A 20,027-nucleotide genomic window follows, 5' to 3' on the forward strand; every position below is an offset into this window, starting at 1 on the left:
GAGATCAATTAGGGGTTGTTGATTTTACTTATGGTTGACAACAGAATAAAACCCAGTACACGTTGACATTGCATTCCATATAAGTTGCAGAAAGGATTTGTCCTCCAAGGCGTCATGAACGTGTCGAGAATGAGGAGTGCGTTTCGGGTCAAGCATGGCTATGTTGGAGGCCAGTTGTTAGAAGCTTGGGCCTAAGACGGTCCCACGCATCTCCATTGGTTGTCCTAGAATTAGGAGTGCTAGAGCCCCGAAGCTAAGGACAAAAATCAACATTGGCCACATCGCTATAACGCCCCGACTACCAAAGTCCCTCAATGCTATCCAGATGGTTACTAAGATTGCCAACATCGTATAAATAGTGGTTATTGAGGCTGTTATTGGGAAGAGCCAGGCGGTCGGCACAATTTGAGCGAGCCGCCAATTAGGGTCTACAGCGAAACCACGGTATTCCAAGAAGTGCTGAAATACCGGGATCGTTGATAAAGCACCGGTTAAGAAATGGAAAAGGTAATGGGAGCTCCAAAAGCCCACGCCAAGAACTAAGGTTACGTACCCCCATCGTTGAAGCGACCGCGAGAGATTAAACCCAGCACCCCCGATAAGATCAGCGGTCATAGCTGTTAAACCCGTTATTAAAAGCCCTATGGCCGTTACGAGTAGGAAAATAGTTCCAAGTAAAGTCAGCTCATTTTTCAAGGCGAAAATACCTGCAATGCTTTGCGCAACATCAAAGAATGGCCCGGTCATAGCAACAGCATTTAGGAGGCCCCAGTGAGCTAGTAGGATAGCGAAAATAGTAAGAGCTAGTCGCCCGCGCCGTAACCATGGGGCGGCTACTAGCTCCCACCAAGGTGGCCTAACGCTCAACGCAACGTTATCGTATGGACAGGCTCGGACGCAGTTAAAGCAACTTGTGCAATCCATGTTCGATTGGAGAGTTGGAACAAATAAATCAGTTTCACAACCAGGAAAGTAACCTTTCCCATTAGGATTCTTGATTTCATCTAGCGGGATGAAGGCAGCTACTTCTGAATTACCCTTTTTGATGTCCGTGACGCGCCCGTGAAGGCAGGGTTTGTGAACGCACTCACGACATACGTTATGGTCAATGGCAGTAATCATTGTTGGTGAAGAACTAGAAAGAACGAAATTGAAATTACCTAAAGGACACACGAAACGACAAAAAGTGCCGGCTGGAAATAGTGAGTCAACTACTAATGCTGATCCAAAGTAGCCCAAAGCCAACCAGGCTGTTAGCCACGGGCTAGCCCACAGGTCGAAATACTCGTAACTAAACAGGTAAACGAGAGTAAGTACCCCAACAAGCCACTTGTTTTGGAGTGCACGAGGCCAATTAAAGCTTGGTAGGATCTTCATCAATTTTTTCGTTGCTCCGCGAGTAAGCATTAAAGGGCACGCTGCGCAGAAGGCGTTGCCAAATATAGCAAGGGCTAAAACTAGAAGGCCGCGATATTGCAGCCAAACTGTTGTGGTGGCAATGTTTCGTGGAGCTAGCTGCCTTCCAGTTAGTCCATCAATAATCACGAAAGCTGCAAGAATCAGTAGGGGCAACTGGAAGGCTAAACGAGAGTATTTCCAGCGAACTATGTCACGTAAGCCAGGGATCCGAAATAGGTCTTTTCCCACTGGTTGGCGGGTAATTGGTCCCGCACTCGGGAGCAGCATATTCTCGTCTTGTTGGGAATGGTTCGAGGGAAGCATGGTTCAGACTCTATTCATCCAATACCATAGTCGAGAACTCGATTACCTCTTCGTTGCTACCAAGAATATGAAGAAGGACGTCCCACTCGCCAGCCATAGCGAAGTTTAGTTTTACCCGATTCACCATAGCTCCTAACGTACCTTTGGTAGCTTCGTTAAGGTCCTGTAAATGATCATGGATTAAGGTCAGATTATCTCCATCGGTGCTATGTTGCATTCCCGGCATGCTCCGCTGAACTTTCATTCCGGAGTGTACGGGTTTTTCCTCTCTGAAGACAAATGCTAGGGCCTCTGTCTGACCACCATTGGTAAGGCTTGGTGCTGGTAGGAAAGCAGTAAACACTTGTGTCGCTTTTTCGCTAATGAGGCTACTAGCATTAAACGCTATACTGGCCTCTTCATTTCCATACTTTAAAACAACCCGCCAAGTTCCTTGGTGGAACTCTTCGGCACCAGTGAACCAAGGAACTACAATCCCGGAAAATCTCTGATGGTCGTCTTCCGAATCATGGTGATGATGTTCATGTCCATCATCCTCCTGAGTCGCGTGGTGTTCTTCAATTGCTGGTTTTCCGTGGAGTAGGACTGTAGTCTCGGCAATGTCTTGGTTGGGATTTATTAACTGTACCTTTAGGCTAGAGTCTTCCTTGATGCCGTTAATTAACAGCACGAGATTACCAATATAGGTTTTTTCTGCGGGGATCACGACTGGGTATGTATGGACCTCTAATGTCCCAAGGTTAAGCATGTTAAGCGGTCCTTCTGGCATGCTAGTTAGACTAGAGGACTCGTGTTGGTGTCCCTCTCCATGATCATGATGATGCTCTTCTTTATGGCCATCGTGCTGGGCAAGGCCGAGACTGTAGGTAGTTACTAGCACTGCAACTATCCATTTGAAGAGCTGGCGGGCATTGAGGAAAATTATCTTCATAATGATCTCCTAGAATTTGCACATCGTTAGTTCTGCACGACGTGTTTATTGTAGTAACTAAGGCATTTCAGTGAACGAATTATTGTTGAGCCTAGCACCCAATATGGGTTTAGGGACCCATGAAGAGAGCGTCAAACAATGGGCGTTCGAAGTGATAGGCATGGGGGTGCTCGACTCCGGCTACCCTGAAATCTTATTCGAAAGGGTTTGGGGGTAGAAGAGGCTTGACGTGGAATAAGTAGAGGAGGAGGGAATACCCATACGGTAGGGTTATCGGCCTCCACTGCCAACCAACTATCAGAGAAATAATGAACATGAAAACCGGCCTGATCAGAATGTACGTGGCCAACGTCTGAATGATCACCATTAGAGGAAGCTCCTTGGGCGACAATCAGCAAAGCAGCAAAATACGTTTTTGTCCCTATCCGAAAGGCCTGTTGCCAACGCTTCGGCATTACTTGCTCCCTGGAACAGCGATTTTTAAGGTACCTTGAGCCTTATCACCGTCCATGAGTTCGATTTCAGCAGTTATTACCCAATCTCCTGCCATAGTGAACTCAAACGTATCGGCGCGATATTGGCCTGTTAGGATTTTCTTTGCTGTTCGGATAACGGGGATCATTCCGGCATGTGTCATATCGCCCGTTATTTTTACTGCAGCTGCGTCAGTTGGAGCGTTGTCTTTGTAAACCTTAACTATCATTGGAGTGATACCTAGGGTAGGTTCCGAGGCGGGCTGGATTATTACATCCACCTTTGAATTGGAGGAGGTAGACCCACTTCTATCTTTTGGTGGCTGACACGACGTTAGGATGATACAAATGAGAAAGACCCATGCATATGAACGCATTAACGGGCGTAGTTTAGCACGGTATTATGAGCGGAAATCTGTCCTTGAACGCAATTCGCGGTAGATATTTGGCAAGCAAACCCAAAGTCTTTAGGGAGGCGTTAGCCTCCCCCTGAGCTGTAAGAACTCTACTATGCTTTTCGCTAAGGCATGAGCAGGAGCCTGGCTGTCTTCTAAATACGACAAATCTTTCGGGTTAGAAAGGTAGCCGAGTTCAACGATTAAACTTGGTGTATCGCGATGGACACTATGTCGAAATCGTTTGTAGTTAAAAGCGTAATATTCTAGCATTCCACTAGTTAAATTAGCCTCATCATCAGGAAAGCCGCTAGCTAACAAATAGGTCCGATCTACCAACTTCTTAAGTTCAGGTTCCGCAGGGTTTCGAGCAGGCATGAAATGGGCGCTCTTGTACCCACGACGGTGGCGGTTGACGTTAGCATCAATATGAATTGAAAGTACCAGATCCGCACTATAACGACGAGGTATTTTTGCTGGGAGAAGATCAACCACAATGCCTTGGGCCTCCAATAAACGTTGGAGGTGTTGAGCGATTGCAAGATTAAGCGAAACTTCGTCTATCCCATCAATGGATCCACCTGTATTATTCCTCAAAACTGCTAATTCATCAGGATGGTTGTTAGCATTAAGATGTCCAACCTGGATCCCAACACGAGGATTAGGTAACAATAACTTCGAGACTAATTTTGTAAAATTAACATGGGCTGAAGTTGGATGGGATGCGATTAATCCACTTTTATACCAATTAAGTCCGAAATAAAAGCTAATAGCCAAAAGCAAGACCACAAAGGCTGTAAGACGTCGTCGACCATTCACAGTTGGAAAAAAGTTCTTTGGCTCACGACTTTATTAGCAACTCGCGAGATCTCTTAATTTCAAAAATACCCTCATGGGTCGGTGGATCTATTTGTGTTACTGAGTAGCTTATAAACGTTCTCCCGTAAGCCAGAAGATTATGTGCTCGTTCACGTTCTCAATATGGTCTCCTAATCGCTCAAGAGAACGTCCGACACTAAGAAGCTGACTAGCTACGCTTATCGTATTAGCATCTTCAATCATATACGTTAGTAGTTCACGTTCCATCTGGCCATAAAGGTCGTCTATCTCGTCATCCATTACCCAAGCGTGCCTAGCGGCCTCAATGTCAGATTCAGTCAGGGCCTTAATGGTGACTTCAATCATTGTACTTAAAATCGTTAAAATGCGATCCATATCAAGGTATTTTTTTAACGGAGGTTTTTCAGAAAGAGCTATTGAGGCCCTTGCAACTCTCACTGCGTAATCCCCTGCGCGTTCTATGTCACTTAGAGCACGATGAACAGCACCAAGGAAACGTAGATCCCTTGCTGCGGGTTGCCTGCGAGCTATGACACTTAGAATCCGTTGCTCTAATTGTTCCTGAATCTTGTCAATATGTACATCATCATCAATGCATTTTTGAGCTGACTTGACGTCAGCCTCGACTAGACCACGCTGTGCCAGATTGACTGATTCTCTCACCTGGCTAAGCATTCGAACTGTAGAAGCATTTATTTTCTGGAGTTCCTGGTCTAGGGCATTCATAAAAGTTGAGCCTATCATAAGGCCATAGTATTAACTGCGTCTGTCATGCAGAAGTCAGCTCCGCCTAATACGCTAACTTACTAGGTTCGCTAAGAAGATGACAGTTTGCTGACAAAGTAGCGGTAGAATTGCGGACGTGAATTTTGCTCCAAATAGGAGGCCCTAGGCTTAAGATGATAGGTGCGAGCCTTTTAGTCGTAGAGGATGACCCTACTGTACTTGCGCTAGTGTCTTTTCATCTTGAGCGTGCTGGCTTTAAGGTTGTACAGGCTCAGGATGCTCGGTCAGCATGGTCGTTAGTAGAAACTGTTGATTTGATCGTTTTAGACCGTATGCTTCCTGACGAATCCGGAATTACATTCTTAGATAGGATACGACGCACAGCCGCTATTTCTTCGCTACCTATCCTAATGTTGACTGCCCGCGCTACGGAAAATGATCGCGTGGAGGGTCTGGAATCAGGTGCCGACGACTATATGGTAAAACCCTTTAGCGTGGCAGAGCTTGTCGCGCGGGTTCGCGCTTTACTACGGCGAACGAAGCCCGTAAAGAATATCGATGTTGATGAGCTTCATATTGACTATGTAGCGGTTCAAGTTACTTTTCAGGGAATTCCAGTCTCGTTAACTCGGCGGGAATTTGAGTTGATTTACTTCTTGGCGTCTCATCCTGGACGGGTGTTTTCCAGATCAGAACTTCTTGATCGTGTATGGGGAGAAGATTTTCTTGGTACCGAGAGGACTGTAGACCAGCATATTGCTCAATTGCGTGCTAGCCTCAAAGATGAACTAATTGAAACAGTACGGGGAAGGGGGTATCGGCTTGTCAGTAGAAAATAGCCCTGGCCTTTGGTTTGATGACCTAGTCGAAGGGGTCATCTTAGTCGAAGAAGGTCGAGTTACTGCTCTTAATCGCGTCGCTTTGGAGTTGCTTGATGTTGACCAGGATGCCGCGATTGGCGTGCCCCTAATTGCCGTGCTTAGGGATCATAGGCTCGAGGAAGCATATACCGAGCAGCAAACAGTTGAGGTAGAAACACGTGGTCGTATCATAAGCGCTAAACCTATCGTGAATGGCCTTTCCTTATCCGATGTCACTGGGGTGCGATCTAGCGTCAAGAATGCACAAGAGTTATTAGCTGTATTGTCACATGAACTGCGTACCCCGACGACTTCGGTTCGCGCAATACTGGAGACTTTACGGTTAGAAATTGATGATGACATGCGCATGCAGTTCCTGGGTCGAGCCAGTGAAGAGTGCGAACGTCTTGTCCGTCTCATTGAGGATCTTACTGTCGATGTGAAACCACCACGAGAAAGACGCCTAAAGTTAGAAGACGTTTTGGGTAGGGCCCGCACTATAGTTGAGCCGACACTTGAACAGCATGGGGTGAGCCTAGAATTGATGATTTCTGATCTGACTGTTTGGGCTGATTCGGATAAGCTTCTTCAGGCAGTGATTAATCTTATTGAAAATGCCGCAATTCATGGTCCAGATTTTGCTTCGATCAAGGTCTGGGCAGACATTGACCCTGAAAATCAAGGTTTCGCAAGGGTTTTTGTAAGGGATACTGGAAATCCACTAGACTCGTCTCGCTTTGAAGAGCTTTTCAAGCTTCATGCTCGTGGACCGTCTGCCAAAGCAAGGGGAACCGGTCTCGGCCTATACATTGTTCGCTCTATTACGGAGGCTTGGGGCGGGAAAGTATGGATAGAAAGAGACAAACAAGGTGGCGGAAACACCTTCGCGGTCACAGTACCCTTAGTAGCTTGTGGCGCAAGCGAAGGGAGTCAAAAGGAAATTAATCCATCCGAGCACATATCACTAGAAGTGTTGTAGTAATTGAACTTAAAGTCGTTTAAATTTTCGTTTATTTGGTAGTCCTAGGTCCAAGGAATACCCAAGTGGGGTTATTTTCCTTACCTCAAATTACTAGGCAGAGTTTCCTGCCACCGCAATTTTTATGACAGTTTCATCACCAAGTCGATAGTCGCCGTTTAAAGCTTTAAACCCAGCTTCCACCTTATCAAGTGGAAGGATATGGCTAATCATCTTTCGGAATGGGAATTCATTTTTCTCCAGGATGGGAAGGCCCCTCGTAAAGTGCTCGTATGTGCTACCCCAGATTGCTTCTATACGCATGTTTCGTTTCATCATTAGGCGGTTGATGTTCATTTCTATAGAACCCATGTCTACGTAATGCCCTACTTCAACAAACGTACCGCCGTAACGGACGTAACCCATACCTTCGATAGTGGCAGGGAGAAATCCAGCGCATTCGAATACCACATCAGCCCCACCCTGGTGTTGAGTGTGGCCAAGTACAAGTTCTTTTCTAGATTCTATTGAGGGAACTTCTTCTATGTTTATGACTACGTCAGCTCCCATCATTTTCGCCAAAGAGAGTCGGTCTTCTGGCCCTCCAATTACAATAATTTTTCCTGCACCACTTATTTTGGCGCAAGCGACAGTCAGAAGTCCTATCGCACCCGATCCCTGGACCACAACAGTATCCCCAATTTCAATACCAGCTCGCATGGCTGCGTGTACTCCGATAGTGAAGGGTTCAGTTAGCACGGCCACCTCAGGAGGCAAGTCAGTTTTTAGGTAGCAAGTGTTTTCCAGATATAACGCGATGTAATCGCTGAATCCACCGTGAAAGCATGGGTCTTTTTCTGGACCGAGAAAACCATAGACTCCGCTCTTCGTACCAGGAGCAAAAACTATACGATCTCCCTCTCGTAAAGGTCTACCAACATGGTCAGATGTGACCTCATCGCCCATAGCTACAATCACGCCGACATTTTCATGTACCAGAACTGTTTTAACTTGGAGGCCATTTTGCCACATATGCAGGTCGGTTCCGCAAATTCCGGCTAATTCTTGACGTAGTAGAATTCCGTGTGGTGGGGGGGAGGGAATTTTGTGCTCCTGCACTTCAAAATCTTTTTTATTGGTTACTACTACCCGGCCAGTCATATTCATATGCTTCCCCCTTAACTAGATCTGCACGTACCATCGATCTTAGTCGTTAATGTAGACAAAAAAATCCGCCCATCGAGAATATTACTTTACAATGGACGAGGCGTTCCTCAGTTCCCGAGTTTTAGGAGGGACGATTCGACTGTCAGGAAAAAACTTTTGGTAAAAGGAAGGTCCTACTAGCCAGAGCGCTATTATGCAAACAGCGGTAGCTACAATAGTAGATTCATGTAATGCAAAAATCTTTGCAACCGATATTTTGTCTTCATTCGCTGCAACTAGGGCAATTCCCCCCGTAGACCAAGCTAGTAGATAAGCCAGAGTCGCGTTAAAACTACCGGCCCAACGAGTTAAGTGAGGGGAAGGGTAAAGAGCCAACCATCCAAGGATGATGAGCTCAAGGCCAAAGACTAATATGCCTAAACTATGCATTCCGGTATTTGTTTCAAAAGCAGCAAATAAAGTCACGGCCAATAGCCCGGTGGTTGGTCCATATGCTAGCGCCAAAACATAGAGCGGGAAGCGATGCAAAGCACCCAGCACACTTAACAACTGCAGAGGGTCATTAAGGTAATTGGATAGTTCGCCAGCGTAAGTCCCAAGGAAGCTTATTAGAGTTGCTAGTGTTACCAGCAATATCACGTGTATAACAACCTTAGGTTGGGCGAGTGCGCAAAAATCGCGCTTAAGGATACCTCCAGAGAGAGAGACTAGGACAAGAAATACAGCCGCAACTGAACAGTAGGCAACTACAGGATTGGCCCAAAGAATATCTAAAAGAGCCTTAGCGTTTTGCACGTGGCGAGTGTAGCATGGCTTGTATGGTCATTCTATAATCTTGGAATCGTCCAAAGTGCGACCAAAAGGACTCTCGTTAAACGTCTTCTTGCGGAACATATCCGCTATGTCAGAATATGCCTTGCGCTGCTGTTCTTGACGCGCAGTACGTTTGCGGACATTAGCTTCCATCTTGACAATTAAACTGTGCAGCACTCTAAACCAAGGAGGTCTATAACGGCGAGAGACTTGCATTGCTCCACGGTAGCCTTCTACAAGAAATCGAGGTGCATCTGGAGTCGAACTACCACCTATGTGGGTGACTCTAGTTGGAATAAGTAAACATTTGTAGCCAGATTGTCTCAGCCTATAGCACCACTCAACGTCCTCGTTATAGAACCTAAGGCTGGTATCCATCCCGCCAACAACCTGAATAGCTGATTTGCGAATTACCTGTAGAGCTCCGGATAGCCAGGAAACTGCCCGTTGCCCAGCAGCCGAAAGCCCCCAAAAATTTGGTTCGTAAAAAGGACCGTGTTGTTGACGGACGCCCTCTCCAGTTAAAAAAATAGGCCCGGTCATTGCCACGGCTGGATCAACGAATGGGCGCATTAAATGATCGAATGTTTCAGCTTCAACATAAACGTCTGCGTTCATGTGGACGACGAAAGGAGTATGGTGACGCAGGAGCCCGACATTTACTGCATTGGCAAGACTGTGATTAGCAGTCTCGATTATTTCGACATTGGCGAAACGGTTACATAGTTCATCTACAAATGTTTTATCGGGAGCGGTATCAACAACACATATTTTGCTTTCCGGTACGAATCGGGCAATTCGTTCTAGGCATTCCTCCAGCATCGTGGGGGTCTTATGGTGCACAACAATTATTCCAAGGTTTCTGTCTCCCACAGGAACAGTGTTACACGTCCTGATGAGAAACCGGGTTTTGAAGGTTAAGACGGTAGTCAGTACGAAAGTTAGTTCGCCTCACTGTCCTTTAGTTCTATTAGAGAAAGGTTATTCCGAAGGTTCATGCATATAAAAAATTTGTTTAGTTTTCTGCGGGGTGCCATTGGCGATCTTGGGCCTCTAGAAACATATCAGCGGCTTTTGGCCCCTGAGTACCTGCCGGATAGAAGTGGGGCTCTTCGGGACTTAGGTCAACGTGCTTAATCAGAGGCCCGATTATGCGCCATTGCCCTTCAACTTCGTCGGCCCGTACGAATAGTGTTGCGTCACCCATCAGAGCATCGCAAAGGAGGGTTTCATAAGCATCGGGGATTGGGTGGTCAATATTGCTGTCGTAAGAGAAGTTGAGGTTGATGCGGTTTAAATTCATTCCCTGGCCCGGTATTTTGCTATTTAGTTGTAGAGCGATTCCTTCGTTAGGCCCAAGCCTTAACACAATCCGGTCTGATTCAAGAGCAGAGGTTTGCGCAAATGGTATTTTTTGGGCTGCTTTGAGCGCTATTACTATTTGCGTGAATTTTGCCTCGAGGCGTTTACCGGACCGTATGAAGAACGGAACTCCCGACCATCGGGAGTTAAGGATGTCGAGACGGATAGCAGCAAAAGTAGCTTGGTGGGAATGCGGTGAGACGCCATCTTCAGCCCGATAACCTATCATCTCTCCTGAGGCGGAGTACTGACCTAGTATGGCCTTATCTGGGCCTATGTCTTTTATGGCGTCAAACACCTTGACCTTTTCGTTTCTGACGTTCATTGCGTTGTAATCCAAGGGAGGCTCCATAGCGATTAAGGCGACCAATTGGAGTAGGTGATTTTGGATTACGTCCCTGATAACGCCTGTCTGTTCATAAAAGCTTCCCCTACCTTCCATTCCCATTGGCTCGGCCATCGTGATTTGAATATTATCGATATATTTATTAGACCAGATCGGCTCTAACAAGGTGTTTGCAAAGCGCAATACAGCCAAGTTTTGAGCCGTTTCCTTGGCTAAGTAGTGGTCTATCCTATAGATTTGATCTTCCTTGAAGTTCTTAAGAATAGAAGCATTGAGCCTTTGAGCGCTACCGAGGTCAGATCCAAATGGTTTCTCAACTATTAATCGCGTGAAACCAGATGAGTGATTAAGGCCAGCGCCAGCAATTCCGAGAGCGATTCCCTCATAGGTGTCTGGAGGAGTGGCTGTGTAAAAGATTCTGTTCTGTAGGCCTAAACTATCTAGGAAGTTACGTAAGGATTCGAACCCAGATTCATGTTCATAATCACCCTGCACGTAGTGAATGCGATCAACGAGACTCGACCAAACCTTTTCATCGAAATCTGGCTCGAAATTGCGTAAAGATTCTGTCAGCCTATTGCGTAAGGCATCTCTAGTTAGATCACTACGGGCATACCCAACAATCTCAGTTTTAGGGTGGATGCGCCCTTTAAGGCATAGTTGATAAAGGGCTGGAAGTAATTTTCGAGCCGCCAGGTCACCAGTGATGCCGAATATAACAAAGGCGCAATCAGGTGTTTGTTTCATTTCAGGCCCCAACAATTCTGTAGAGACCGGTATGTTGAAATCATTAAGTCGGATTGCATTTCCACGTTAAATCTCCGGGAATGGTTATACCATTTGTCGGTTATTAAGGAGCGAAAGAAAGGTTGAAGAGTCGGTTAAACCAGTCTAATGCTGTTTGGGGGGAGTTATTTAACCAGCGATATTGGGCTAAGATTTTTTTACTAGGCCTAAGTTGTTACATAAAACATCTTTGCTGCTTTTCAGTGTCCCATTGGGTTAGGCAAGTGGTTTCAGGCCCTGGTCTTTTGAATTATTGCCAAGCGCTTGGCGGAATTACGGTTATTCATGGGTTGGGCTTATGGATTCAGCTTTGTTAGACTCCTTTTCTATACCTTCAGCCTCATGGCGGAAACAGTAACATCTAGAATCCAAGAAGGTATGGCTAAAGAGGTTAACGGCAGCGACTGTGTTGGTTTTAGTGAACGTAATTGGGAGATATAAGCCGCGTTGCATGTTGTAGGACGAAAGGATTATTGATGGGTCAGACCGCTCTTCAACGTTTACAAAAGGGGGCTAAGGTTGTTCCCGAAAGAGGGCTTGAGCTTAAACTAGCGGAGGCTGAAAAGGACGGTCGTCAGCTAAGAGTTAAACACGGGGTCGACCCTTCTACCCCCGACCTCCACATAGGACATGCAGTGCAACTAAGGAAAATGCGAGAGTTTCAAGACCTTGGGCATCGAGTTGTACTGATAATTGGTGATTTTACGGCCACCATAGGAGATCCTTCCGGCAGGTCTAAAACTAGGCCCTCATTGTCCCTTGAGCAAACCAGGATCAATGGGGAAACGTATGTCGATCAAGCCACGTTAATTCTGGACAAAGACCCAGAGCGCCTTGAGGTACGACATAACTCTGAGTGGTTGGAACCTCTAGATTTCGGTGATCTAGTGTGGTTAGCGTCAACTTACACTGTTGCTCGTATGCTTGAGCGAGATGACTTTACTAGCCGGCATAGAGATGGGATTCCAATTAGCCTGCATGAGTTTCTTTACCCGCTCGCGCAAGCTTATGACTCCGTAGCTGTTTTTGCAGACATTGAAATTGGTGGGACAGATCAACTATTTAATCTTTTAGTCGGGCGTGATGTGCAAAAGGCATACGGTCAGGAGCCGCAGTTGGCGTTGGTTCAGGGTCTTCTTGAAGGCCTTGATGGTACTGAAAAGATGTCGAAATCTCTAGGAAATTTTATAGGAATATCAGAATCTCCCGAGGTTATGTTTAAGAAATCTATGCAAGTGCCAGATTCTTTACTCCTGCGGTATGTGGAGCTGTGTACCGACTTAGAGGTAGATCGATTCAAGGATATGGTCTCCAGCGACATTAAAGCAGCACATCGGTTGTTTGCTCAGGAATTAGTTCGGACCTATCATGGCCAGCCAATGGTAAAGATAGCTGAAGAGCGCTACGACTATGTGGCTACGGGTGGCATTCCAGAAGACATACCTGAGGTAAAAATACGAAATAACGAGCTTGAGGGTACGTTGATTGGAATCCTCGCTCTAGCAACATTGGCTGGCCTAACCGATTCCAACGGGGAGGCCAGGAGGTTGATCAATAACCGAGGACTTAGGCTTGAGGGAGAGGTCGTAAGCGACTGGCGGATAAAGGTAGATATTAGTAAGGACCCAGTGCTGCAGAAAGGTAAAGATAGTTTCGTACGAGTTCGACGAGAACAGTAGGAGAGAAATGTTTACTTTATTTCACGCTCCGCATCGTATTCGTTAGTAAGAATTAGGGTAACAAGGAAGATTTTCTTCTTAACCCAGGGGATGAGGATTGAACGGCAACAAAGATAGATAAGGCCAACGTATTACCAGTAGGGCCTAGTATGAACTAAGTGGTTATCTATTGTCTTGTTAATTATGGAAGTTGAATTTACTGAGAAGTTATCTGCGCTATATGGTGAAGATGCCAGTCGATATCTTTTACGTTTGAACATGTGATTTCAAAGGGCACCAGGACAGTTTCACCTTTGTCGATCCCTATCATTAGACTACCTTTACCCGCTTTCAATTGCATTACAGCCTCGTAACCCAACCGTGAGGCGAATACTCGGTCCTGAGTAGATGGACTACCACCGCGAATTACGTGCCCAAGTATGCTCGATCTGACCTCGAATTCACAGCGTTGACGGATGGAATCCTGGAGCGCTATCGCACCACCTTCATACGCTCCTTCTGCCACTATTACGATGCTAGAACTCTTCCCAGGTTGTTTGGCTTGCATCACTAGTTCAGCAGCCTGTTCGCCTTGCAAGTTTTGTTCAGGTAGCAGAATCGCCTCGGCTCCTCCACCTAGACCAACGTGAAGCGCTAGATTGCCTGAATCGCGGCCCATAAGTTCCACCAAGAAGAGTCGGTCATGGCTCGCGGCCGTATCGCGGAGGCGGTCTACAAAATCTAATGCAACATTAATAGCTGTGTCAAATCCAATCGATAAATCTGTACCAAAAATATCATTGTCAATCGTGGCAGGAATACCGATGACCGGAATTTCGTGTTCGATGGAAAGCTGTGAAGCCCCTCTGAAAGAGCCGTCACCCCCGATAATCAAAAGTCCGTCTACGGCTCGGTTTTTGAGGGCCGTAGCAGCTCGGGCGCGTGCTGCTGGCTGGTAAAATTCTTCGGACCGAGCCGACCTGAGAATTGTGCCCCCAAGCTGAATAATATTACTTACACTACGAGTATTTAAATCAGCAAAATTATCTTCGATGAGGCCCTGGTATCCATTAAAGACTCCGGAAACTTTAATTTCGTTATGGGCTGCGCTTCGGACTATAGCGCGGATTGCTGCATTCATGCCAGGTGCGTCGCCACCACTAGTAAGAACAGCAATATGCTTCATCGAAAACCAGTATAGCGGGTAATCTATCCTTGATCGGCTATCGAACATGGCTTTAGGTATCGCAATTAGATCCCGTATCAGTCATAATGCTCCAGTGATGATAATTTTTTCTGGGTTGACTCAAAAAAATGATTCCCGAATAGCGCTTACCCTCCAATCGGTGGGAAAGCTAGTTACGCTGGGAGCCACCGTAGAGATAGAAGCTGGATACGGTGCTCGGCAAGGGATAACTGACGGCGAGTTTGAAAAGGCTGGGGCTGTCGTGCGTTCGGACGGCGATGTGGCCTTAAGCGAGGCTGACGTAGTTGTTGGATTGTCTGAGCCTGGTGTCGGAACAGTAGAGAAACTAAAGGAGGGGGCCATATGGGTTGGCTTTTTAGATCCTTTCCGGCAGCTTGAACTTGTACGTGCATTAGCAGCAGGGTCAATTAGTAGTCTGTGTATGGAATTGATTCCACGAACTACTTACGCGCAAAAGATGGATGCGTTGTCGTCACAAGCAAGCCTGGCGGGGTATAGCGCTGTTATTGCGGCAGCCGACAGGATAAGAAAATCTTTGCCGATGATGACTACTCCGGCAGGTACGATTCCGCCTGCGCGAGTTTTCATAATTGGAGTCGGTGTAGCTGGATTACAAGCAATCGCTACAGCTAAACGACTTGGTGCGAGAGTAGAAGCCTTTGACACTCGGCCTGTTGTAGAGGAGCAAGTTCAGTCTCTTGGAGCTAGATTCGTCAAGATCGACGTTGGTGAGACGGGTCAAGGTGCTCAGGGCTATGCTAAAGAGCTTACCGAAGAACAACTGGAATCGCAGAGAAAGCAAATGGCCCGGCATTGTGCTGACGCTGACATTGTGATTACAACTGCCCAGTTATTTGGCCGTCCCGCACCTCGCATTGTGACTCAGGAGATGCTCGATGGGATGAGGCCTGGGAGTGTTGTGGTGGACCTTGCAGCGTCGACCGGAGGAAATGTAGAGGGTAGCGTACCCGATGAAGAAGTGGTTCTGGAAAATGGTCCGACGATCCTTGGATTTTCTAATCTTGAAGATCAGGTTGCAGTTGATGCTAGTCAAATGTATGCAAACAATGTCTTTAACTTAATTGAACATGCTTGGGATAAGGAGAACAAAAAAATGACTCTAAATCTCGAAGATGAAGTAGTCGGTGCTTGTATGCTCACCCACGAAAAACAAGTTATACATGACGGTGTACGCGAACGCTTGGAGGAAGACGCATGACCATTCTGCTTTTATTTATATTTGTTTTAGCCATCTTTCTTGGCCTTGAGCTAATCACTAAGGTTCCGTCTCAGCTTCATACCCCGCTAATGTCTGGGTCTAATGCTATAAGCGGCATCACTCTTGTTGGAGCAATACTTGCCTCAGGTTTGGGTGGGTCTTTCGGCACGGTCCTTGGCACTTTGGCTATTGTGTTCGCGACGGTTAACGTCATTGGTGGTTATTTGGTTACTGATCGGATGCTAAGCATGTTCCGAACCGGTCAGAAGGGGTAGCAGTGGACTTTCTAGTCAATCTAGCCTACATTGTCGCTTCAGTACTTTTCATCTTTGGCCTTAAGATGCTAGGCCGAGCCGAAACAGCACGCAGAGGAAATATGATCTCGGCGATCGGTATGTTCCTAGCAGTTGTAGTTACTCTCTTGGTGGGAGGTCTAGACTTTACGTGGATAATTGTTGGGATCGTCGTTGGTGGGGCGATTGGGGTTTTTGCTGCCCGCACAGTACAGATGACGTCAATGCCAGAAATGGTGGCCCTGTTCAACGGTTCAGGAGGGTTGGCTAGTCTCTTAGTTGGTTGGGCTGAGTATTTGCGCAATCCAGAAGTTGCTACCTTCACCGTTACTGCTGTAGTCCTCACTGTCCTCATCGGTGGCGTTGCGTTTACGGGAAGCTTGGTAGCCTTAGGTAAGTTAGCTGGATGGATAACTGGGCGGCCTATTCTCTATCGCGGTCAGCAGATTGTCAATGCCCTAATTTTAGTTGGAGTTGGGGTAGTTGCTGTTCTATTCATATTGGAGCCCGGAGTAAACGGGACTCTATTCCTCGTAATCATTGGAGCCGCTCTTCTCTTGGGCGTTTTAGCCGTGATACCGATTGGTGGAGCGGATATGCCAATCGTTATCTCTTTGTTGAATAGCTATTCTGGGTTAGCTGCAAGTGCTGCTGGATTCATTCTTGGGAATAACGTATTGATTGTTGCGGGTTCTCTTGTAGGTGCCAGCGGCTTAATACTCACCCGAATTATGTGCAAGAGTATGAACCGATCTTTGGCAAATGTACTCTTCAGTGGTTTTGGGGCTGTGATTGAAAGCACTTCTAAACAGGTAGAAGGTGAAGTGAAGCCTTTGACCAATCAGGACGCCTATTTTATCCTTGAGGCGGCAAGTAGTGTTGTTTTCGTACCAGGTTACGGCATGGCAGTAGCTCAAGCTCAACATGCTGTTCGAGAGTTGGCTGATCTTTTGCAGAGTAATGGGGCAGATGTGCGTTATGCAATCCACCCGGTGGCAGGTAGGATGCCAGGGCATATGAATGTGCTTCTCGCAGAAGCAAATGTACCCTATGAACAGCTTGTAGAGCCTGAAGATGTCAACCCCACTATGGATACGATAGATGTTGCGGTAGTGATTGGGGCTAATGACGTGGTTAACCCTTCTGCACGAGAGGATAAGGCGAGTCCTTTGTTCGGCATGCCTATTATTAACGTAGATAGTGCCAGAACCGTTTTTGTTTTGAAGCGATCTATGAGTCCAGGGTTTTCTGGCGTACAAAATCCTCTTTTCTTTAAAGACAATACGAGAATGCTTTTCGGAGATGCTAAGTCGACCATTGCTGAACTTGTCTCTGAATTTAAAGACTCACTTTCAGCTTAGAGGGAGACAGGTAAAGAGCCCGCTAATACGGGTACTGTTTAGCAGGTAAATCGTTTTGCCTGAGGGCGTAAATACACAACTCTTAAGTAGGATTTGAAGATTTGGATTAGCTGGGGCGCTGAGCGAATAGCGCCCCAGCAGTAGCTAAGGGGGGAGGTAGAGCTCGTCTGACTGACACTTAGTTAGTTTGGGACCAAGCCTAATGACCGTATAGAAATGCTTTATCGTCGCCACACGCATTAAACTTGACAAGACTAGACTCAGGTAACATAATAGTGGTATGAACAATGATCGGTTGACAGAAGCAGCTCTCAAGGCTTTGCTGGATGCTCAGAACATGGCCCGGACACGTGGCCACCAGGTTATTACGGCTTCTCATTTGGCAGCGGCGCTACTTTCTGATTCAAAGGGGTTAGCGGCGAAGGTCTTTGTGCATGCTGGCGGTGACCTGGATAACAGTCGCCAAGCACTTAGTACCTTTATCAATGAATTGCCAAGAGTATCTAACTGTGACCAGCAATATATGGCACCCGAGATGGCATCTGTGTTTCAAGAGGCTGAGGGGCTAGCTATCTCTTGGGGAGACAGGCACATTGAGGTTGACAATCTGTTGGTTTCAGTGTGGAAGTCAATCACTGCAATCATTCCAGTACCAGTTGGGAGCGATCTCTTAGAAACAGCGTTACTACTACGCGATGGAAAAAAGATAGACAGCCGATCTGGTGCTCCGGAGGTAGAGGCACTTTCCATCTATGGAGTGGATTTAACCCAACGAGCACGTGACGGCGAGCTAGATCCTGTTATTGGGCGTGACGAGGAGATACGGCGTGCTGTTCAGATTCTTTTACGTCGGACAAAAAATAATCCAGTCCTTATTGGGGAACCAGGCGTGGGGAAGACAGCTATAGCAGAAGGTCTTGCGCAACGAATTATTAATAAAGATGTCCCCGACGGGTTACAAGAAAAGCGGATTATCCAATTGGATATGGGTAGCCTCCTTGCCGGGGCTAAGTATCGTGGTGAGTTTGAGGAGAGGTTAAAGTCGGTTATTCAAGAAACTGTAGACTCGAATGGCGAAATAGTTCTTTTCATAGATGAGTTACACACAATAGTTGATGCTGGCAAATCTGAAGGATCTGTCGATGCTGGTAATATGTTTAAGCCACCACTTGCCCGCGGTCTTCTGCGTTTGCTTGGTGCAACGACTCTCAATGAGTACCGTAAGATCGAAAAAGATGCTGCTCTTGAACGTCGCTTCCAGCCAATTATTGTCGACGAACCTTCTGTGAGTGAGGCAATTAGTATCTTGCGTGGAGTTAAGGGGAAATACGAGGTTCATCATGGAGTACGAATCAGCGAGTCTGCGATCATTGCAGCGGCAAAAATGTCGCACCGGTATTTAGCTGATAGGCAACTGCCGGATAAGGCAATCGACATTATCGATGAGGCAGCTAGCCGAATCAGAGTACAGATGGATAGCCTCCCTGAAGAGTTAGATCGCTTGGGACGCCAGAAATTACAACTTCAGGTCGAACATAAAGCGCTCAACCAGGAGAATGACGCTAACAGTAAAAATCGGGTCAATCTGATTGAAGGCGAATTAAAGGCATTGGAGGTAATTATTGATAAAGGTCAGTCTGATTGGGAATCAGAACGAGCGGTTTTAGAGCAAATAAGAATCACCCAAGAAAATCTAGATAGCGTGTGTACTCAGATTGAAGCCGCTGAAAGAGATTACGACCTAAATAGAGCTGCTGAACTTCGATACGGTCACCTTCCTAAATTGCAAGACTCTCTTAGCGAATTGTCTTCTAAGCTTGAAGGAGCAAAATATCTTAGTCTTGAAGTTCGTGAAAATGCAGTTGCCGAGATCGTGGCGCGCTCTACCGGCATTCCTGTTTCAAGACTTGTTGAGGCTGAACGTTCGAAGCTCCTTCGTCTCGAAGAAGAGCTACATCACCAGGTGATTGGTCAGGATAGGGCTGTTTCGGCAGTAGCAGACGCTATTAGGCGTTCGCGGGCAGGGCTATCTGATGAAACTCAACCCATCGGGTCTTTTATTTTTTTGGGTCCCACTGGCGTAGGAAAAACTGAAACGGCTAAGGCTCTTGCCCGAAATTTGTTCGATTCTGAGGACAACATTGTTCGAATCGATATGTCAGAGTATATGGAGAAGCACGCTGTTTCCCGGCTAATAGGAGCTCCTCCAGGTTACGTTGGTTATGAGCAAGGTGGCCAACTTACGGAGGCTATTCGCCGGAAGCCGTATAGCGTAATTTTGTTTGACGAGATCGAAAAAGCACACCCTGACGTGTTTAATGCGCTTTTACAGCTTCTTGACGAAGGTTGGCTAACCGATAGCCAAGGTCGTACGGTAGATTTCCGTAACACTGTGGTGATAATGACGAGCAATATTGGGAGTCCGGAGATTCTCGCAGCCAATCATAGTGGGGCTGATCATAAGGACATACGTAAGACTGCCGTGGGGCTTTTGCAAAAGCGTTTTCTTCCGGAATTTCTTAATCGAGTAGACGACATAATTGTCTACCACGCTCTAAATCAAGAACAGGTCTCAGCTATCGCAGAGATCCAACTGGCAAAGATTAGGTCTAGATTAGCTAAGAAACGTATCGATTTACACCTTTCTCCTTTTGCCTTAGAATATCTTTCCAAGTTGGGATTTGATCCTGTATTTGGAGCCAGGCCTCTCCAAAGAACAATTAGAGAAACTGTTGCAACTCCTCTTTCGAAAATGCTGATTAGTGGAGAGTTGCAGGAGGGGCAGCATGTCAATTTAGAAGCTACTTCTGAGGGATTGCAGTTTAATGTCCGAGGCCTAATGGCAGTTAATTGAAAATTAGGGCTAACCTAAAGATTCCTGTTTGAGTGTGTAATAGCCCCCTTATTCGG

At 46.5% G+C, this 20,027-nt stretch carries 18 protein-coding genes; 7 read left to right on the plus strand and 11 right to left on the minus strand.

Annotation, left to right across the window (positions count from 1 at the left end; all coding sequences use genetic code 11):
* Positions 1-177: 177 nt before the first annotated feature.
* The 6 genes from CMO31_08315 to phoU form a co-directional block, all read right to left on the minus strand.
* Entirely contained in the window at positions 178-1,686 is a 1,509-nt protein-coding gene (locus CMO31_08315) for a 4Fe-4S ferredoxin (GenBank protein MAZ53997.1), read from the minus strand.
* Positions 1,687-1,732: 46 nt separating this feature from the next.
* Positions 1,733-2,653: a hypothetical protein gene (locus CMO31_08320; GenBank protein ID MAZ53998.1), complete on the minus strand. Its 921-nt coding sequence runs from the start codon at positions 2,651-2,653 to the stop codon at positions 1,733-1,735.
* Positions 2,654-2,784: 131 nt separating this feature from the next.
* On the minus strand, positions 2,785-3,108 hold the full coding sequence (locus tag CMO31_08325; protein MAZ53999.1) for a hypothetical protein: 324 nt from the start codon (positions 3,106-3,108) through the stop codon (positions 2,785-2,787).
* A complete protein-coding gene (locus CMO31_08330) occupies positions 3,108-3,503 on the minus strand; it encodes a hypothetical protein (protein ID MAZ54000.1) in 396 nt (131 codons plus the stop codon). Before CMO31_08330 ends, CMO31_08325 begins: the two co-directional genes overlap by 1 nt.
* A 90-nt stretch (positions 3,504-3,593) precedes the next feature.
* Entirely contained in the window at positions 3,594-4,340 is a 747-nt protein-coding gene (locus CMO31_08335) for a hypothetical protein (protein ID MAZ54001.1), read from the minus strand.
* Positions 4,341-4,448: 108 nt separating this feature from the next.
* Entirely contained in the window at positions 4,449-5,105 is a 657-nt protein-coding gene (phoU, locus tag CMO31_08340) for a phosphate transport system regulatory protein PhoU (GenBank protein MAZ54002.1), read from the minus strand.
* Positions 5,106-5,260: 155 nt separating this feature from the next.
* Here phoU and CMO31_08345 point away from each other — a divergent pair, with 155 nt between their 5' ends.
* Together CMO31_08345 and CMO31_08350 are read left to right on the plus strand one after the other, a co-directional pair.
* Positions 5,261-5,926 carry a DNA-binding response regulator gene (locus tag CMO31_08345; protein ID MAZ54003.1) on the plus strand — a complete coding sequence of 222 codons (666 nt, stop codon included), beginning with the start codon at positions 5,261-5,263 and terminating at the stop codon, positions 5,924-5,926.
* Positions 5,880-6,926 (plus strand): histidine kinase, encoded by a 1,047-nt coding sequence (locus CMO31_08350; GenBank protein MAZ54004.1) that lies wholly within the window; start codon positions 5,880-5,882, stop codon positions 6,924-6,926. Before CMO31_08345 ends, CMO31_08350 begins: the two co-directional genes overlap by 47 nt.
* A 93-nt stretch (positions 6,927-7,019) precedes the next feature.
* Here CMO31_08350 and CMO31_08355 read toward each other — a convergent pair whose 3' ends face one another.
* From CMO31_08355 to zwf, 4 genes are all read right to left on the minus strand, one after another.
* Positions 7,020-8,072, minus strand: coding sequence for a hypothetical protein (locus CMO31_08355; protein MAZ54005.1), 1,053 nt, complete (start codon positions 8,070-8,072; stop codon positions 7,020-7,022).
* A gap of 81 nt (positions 8,073-8,153) precedes the next feature.
* A complete protein-coding gene (locus CMO31_08360; GenBank protein MAZ54006.1) occupies positions 8,154-8,867 on the minus strand; it encodes a hypothetical protein in 714 nt (237 codons plus the stop codon).
* Positions 8,868-8,894: 27 nt separating this feature from the next.
* Positions 8,895-9,758: a glycosyl transferase family 2 gene (locus CMO31_08365; GenBank protein MAZ54007.1), complete on the minus strand. Its 864-nt coding sequence runs from the start codon at positions 9,756-9,758 to the stop codon at positions 8,895-8,897.
* A gap of 142 nt (positions 9,759-9,900) precedes the next feature.
* Positions 9,901-11,340 (minus strand): glucose-6-phosphate dehydrogenase, encoded by a 1,440-nt coding sequence (zwf, locus tag CMO31_08370; GenBank protein MAZ54008.1) that lies wholly within the window; start codon positions 11,338-11,340, stop codon positions 9,901-9,903.
* A gap of 515 nt (positions 11,341-11,855) precedes the next feature.
* Here zwf and CMO31_08375 point away from each other — a divergent pair.
* On the plus strand, positions 11,856-13,058 hold the full coding sequence (locus CMO31_08375; protein ID MAZ54009.1) for a tyrosine--tRNA ligase: 1,203 nt from the start codon (positions 11,856-11,858) through the stop codon (positions 13,056-13,058).
* 196 nt (positions 13,059-13,254) lie between these two features.
* On the opposite strand, the gene pfkA is transcribed toward CMO31_08375, so the two are convergent.
* A complete protein-coding gene (gene pfkA / locus CMO31_08380; GenBank protein ID MAZ54010.1) occupies positions 13,255-14,223 on the minus strand; it encodes a 6-phosphofructokinase in 969 nt (322 codons plus the stop codon).
* A 97-nt stretch (positions 14,224-14,320) separates the two neighbouring features.
* Here pfkA and CMO31_08385 point away from each other — a divergent pair, with 97 nt between their 5' ends.
* The 4 genes from CMO31_08385 (at position 14,321) to CMO31_08400 (ending at position 19,971) form a co-directional block, all read left to right on the plus strand.
* On the plus strand, positions 14,321-15,463 hold the full coding sequence (locus CMO31_08385; GenBank protein MAZ54011.1) for an NAD(P)(+) transhydrogenase (Re/Si-specific) subunit alpha: 1,143 nt from the start codon (positions 14,321-14,323) through the stop codon (positions 15,461-15,463).
* Positions 15,460-15,738 (plus strand): NAD(P) transhydrogenase subunit alpha, encoded by a 279-nt coding sequence (locus CMO31_08390; GenBank protein ID MAZ54012.1) that lies wholly within the window; start codon positions 15,460-15,462, stop codon positions 15,736-15,738. The genes CMO31_08385 and CMO31_08390 overlap by 4 nt, the downstream gene beginning before the upstream one ends.
* Positions 15,739-15,740: 2 nt before the next feature.
* On the plus strand, positions 15,741-17,117 hold the full coding sequence (locus CMO31_08395) for an NAD synthetase (protein MAZ54013.1): 1,377 nt from the start codon (positions 15,741-15,743) through the stop codon (positions 17,115-17,117).
* A gap of 280 nt (positions 17,118-17,397) precedes the next feature.
* Complete coding sequence (locus CMO31_08400; GenBank protein MAZ54014.1) at positions 17,398-19,971, plus strand: type VI secretion system ATPase TssH; 2,574 nt, start codon at positions 17,398-17,400, stop codon at positions 19,969-19,971.
* The last annotated feature ends 56 nt before the right edge of the window (positions 19,972-20,027 follow it).

Source organism: Trueperaceae bacterium (assembly GCA_002707365.1).
Classification (GTDB): domain Bacteria; phylum Deinococcota; class Deinococci; order Deinococcales; family Trueperaceae; genus UBA6957.

Bases quoted from the DNA above. Each gene is read 5' to 3' on its own strand.
- CMO31_08315 (MAZ53997.1), bottom strand. From the start codon at position 1,686: ATGCTGCTCCCGAGTGCGGGACCAATTACCCGCCAACCAGTGGGAAAA.
- CMO31_08320 (MAZ53998.1), bottom strand. From the start codon at position 2,653: ATGAAGATAATTTTCCTCAATGCCCGCCAGCTCTTCAAATGGATAGTT.
- CMO31_08325 (MAZ53999.1), bottom strand. From the start codon at position 3,108: ATGCCGAAGCGTTGGCAACAGGCCTTTCGGATAGGGACAAAAACGTAT.
- CMO31_08330 (MAZ54000.1), bottom strand. From the start codon at position 3,503: ATGCGTTCATATGCATGGGTCTTTCTCATTTGTATCATCCTAACGTCG.
- phoU (MAZ54002.1), bottom strand. From the start codon at position 5,105: ATGATAGGCTCAACTTTTATGAATGCCCTAGACCAGGAACTCCAGAAA.
- CMO31_08345 (MAZ54003.1), top strand. From the start codon at position 5,261: ATGATAGGTGCGAGCCTTTTAGTCGTAGAGGATGACCCTACTGTACTT.
- CMO31_08355 (MAZ54005.1), bottom strand. From the start codon at position 8,072: ATGAATATGACTGGCCGGGTAGTAGTAACCAATAAAAAAGATTTTGAA.
- zwf (MAZ54008.1), bottom strand. From the start codon at position 11,340: ATGAAACAAACACCTGATTGCGCCTTTGTTATATTCGGCATCACTGGT.
- CMO31_08375 (MAZ54009.1), top strand. From the start codon at position 11,856: ATGGGTCAGACCGCTCTTCAACGTTTACAAAAGGGGGCTAAGGTTGTT.
- pfkA (MAZ54010.1), bottom strand. From the start codon at position 14,223: ATGAAGCATATTGCTGTTCTTACTAGTGGTGGCGACGCACCTGGCATG.
- CMO31_08385 (MAZ54011.1), top strand. From the start codon at position 14,321: ATGATAATTTTTTCTGGGTTGACTCAAAAAAATGATTCCCGAATAGCG.
- CMO31_08390 (MAZ54012.1), top strand. From the start codon at position 15,460: ATGACCATTCTGCTTTTATTTATATTTGTTTTAGCCATCTTTCTTGGC.
- CMO31_08400 (MAZ54014.1), top strand. From the start codon at position 17,398: ATGAACAATGATCGGTTGACAGAAGCAGCTCTCAAGGCTTTGCTGGAT.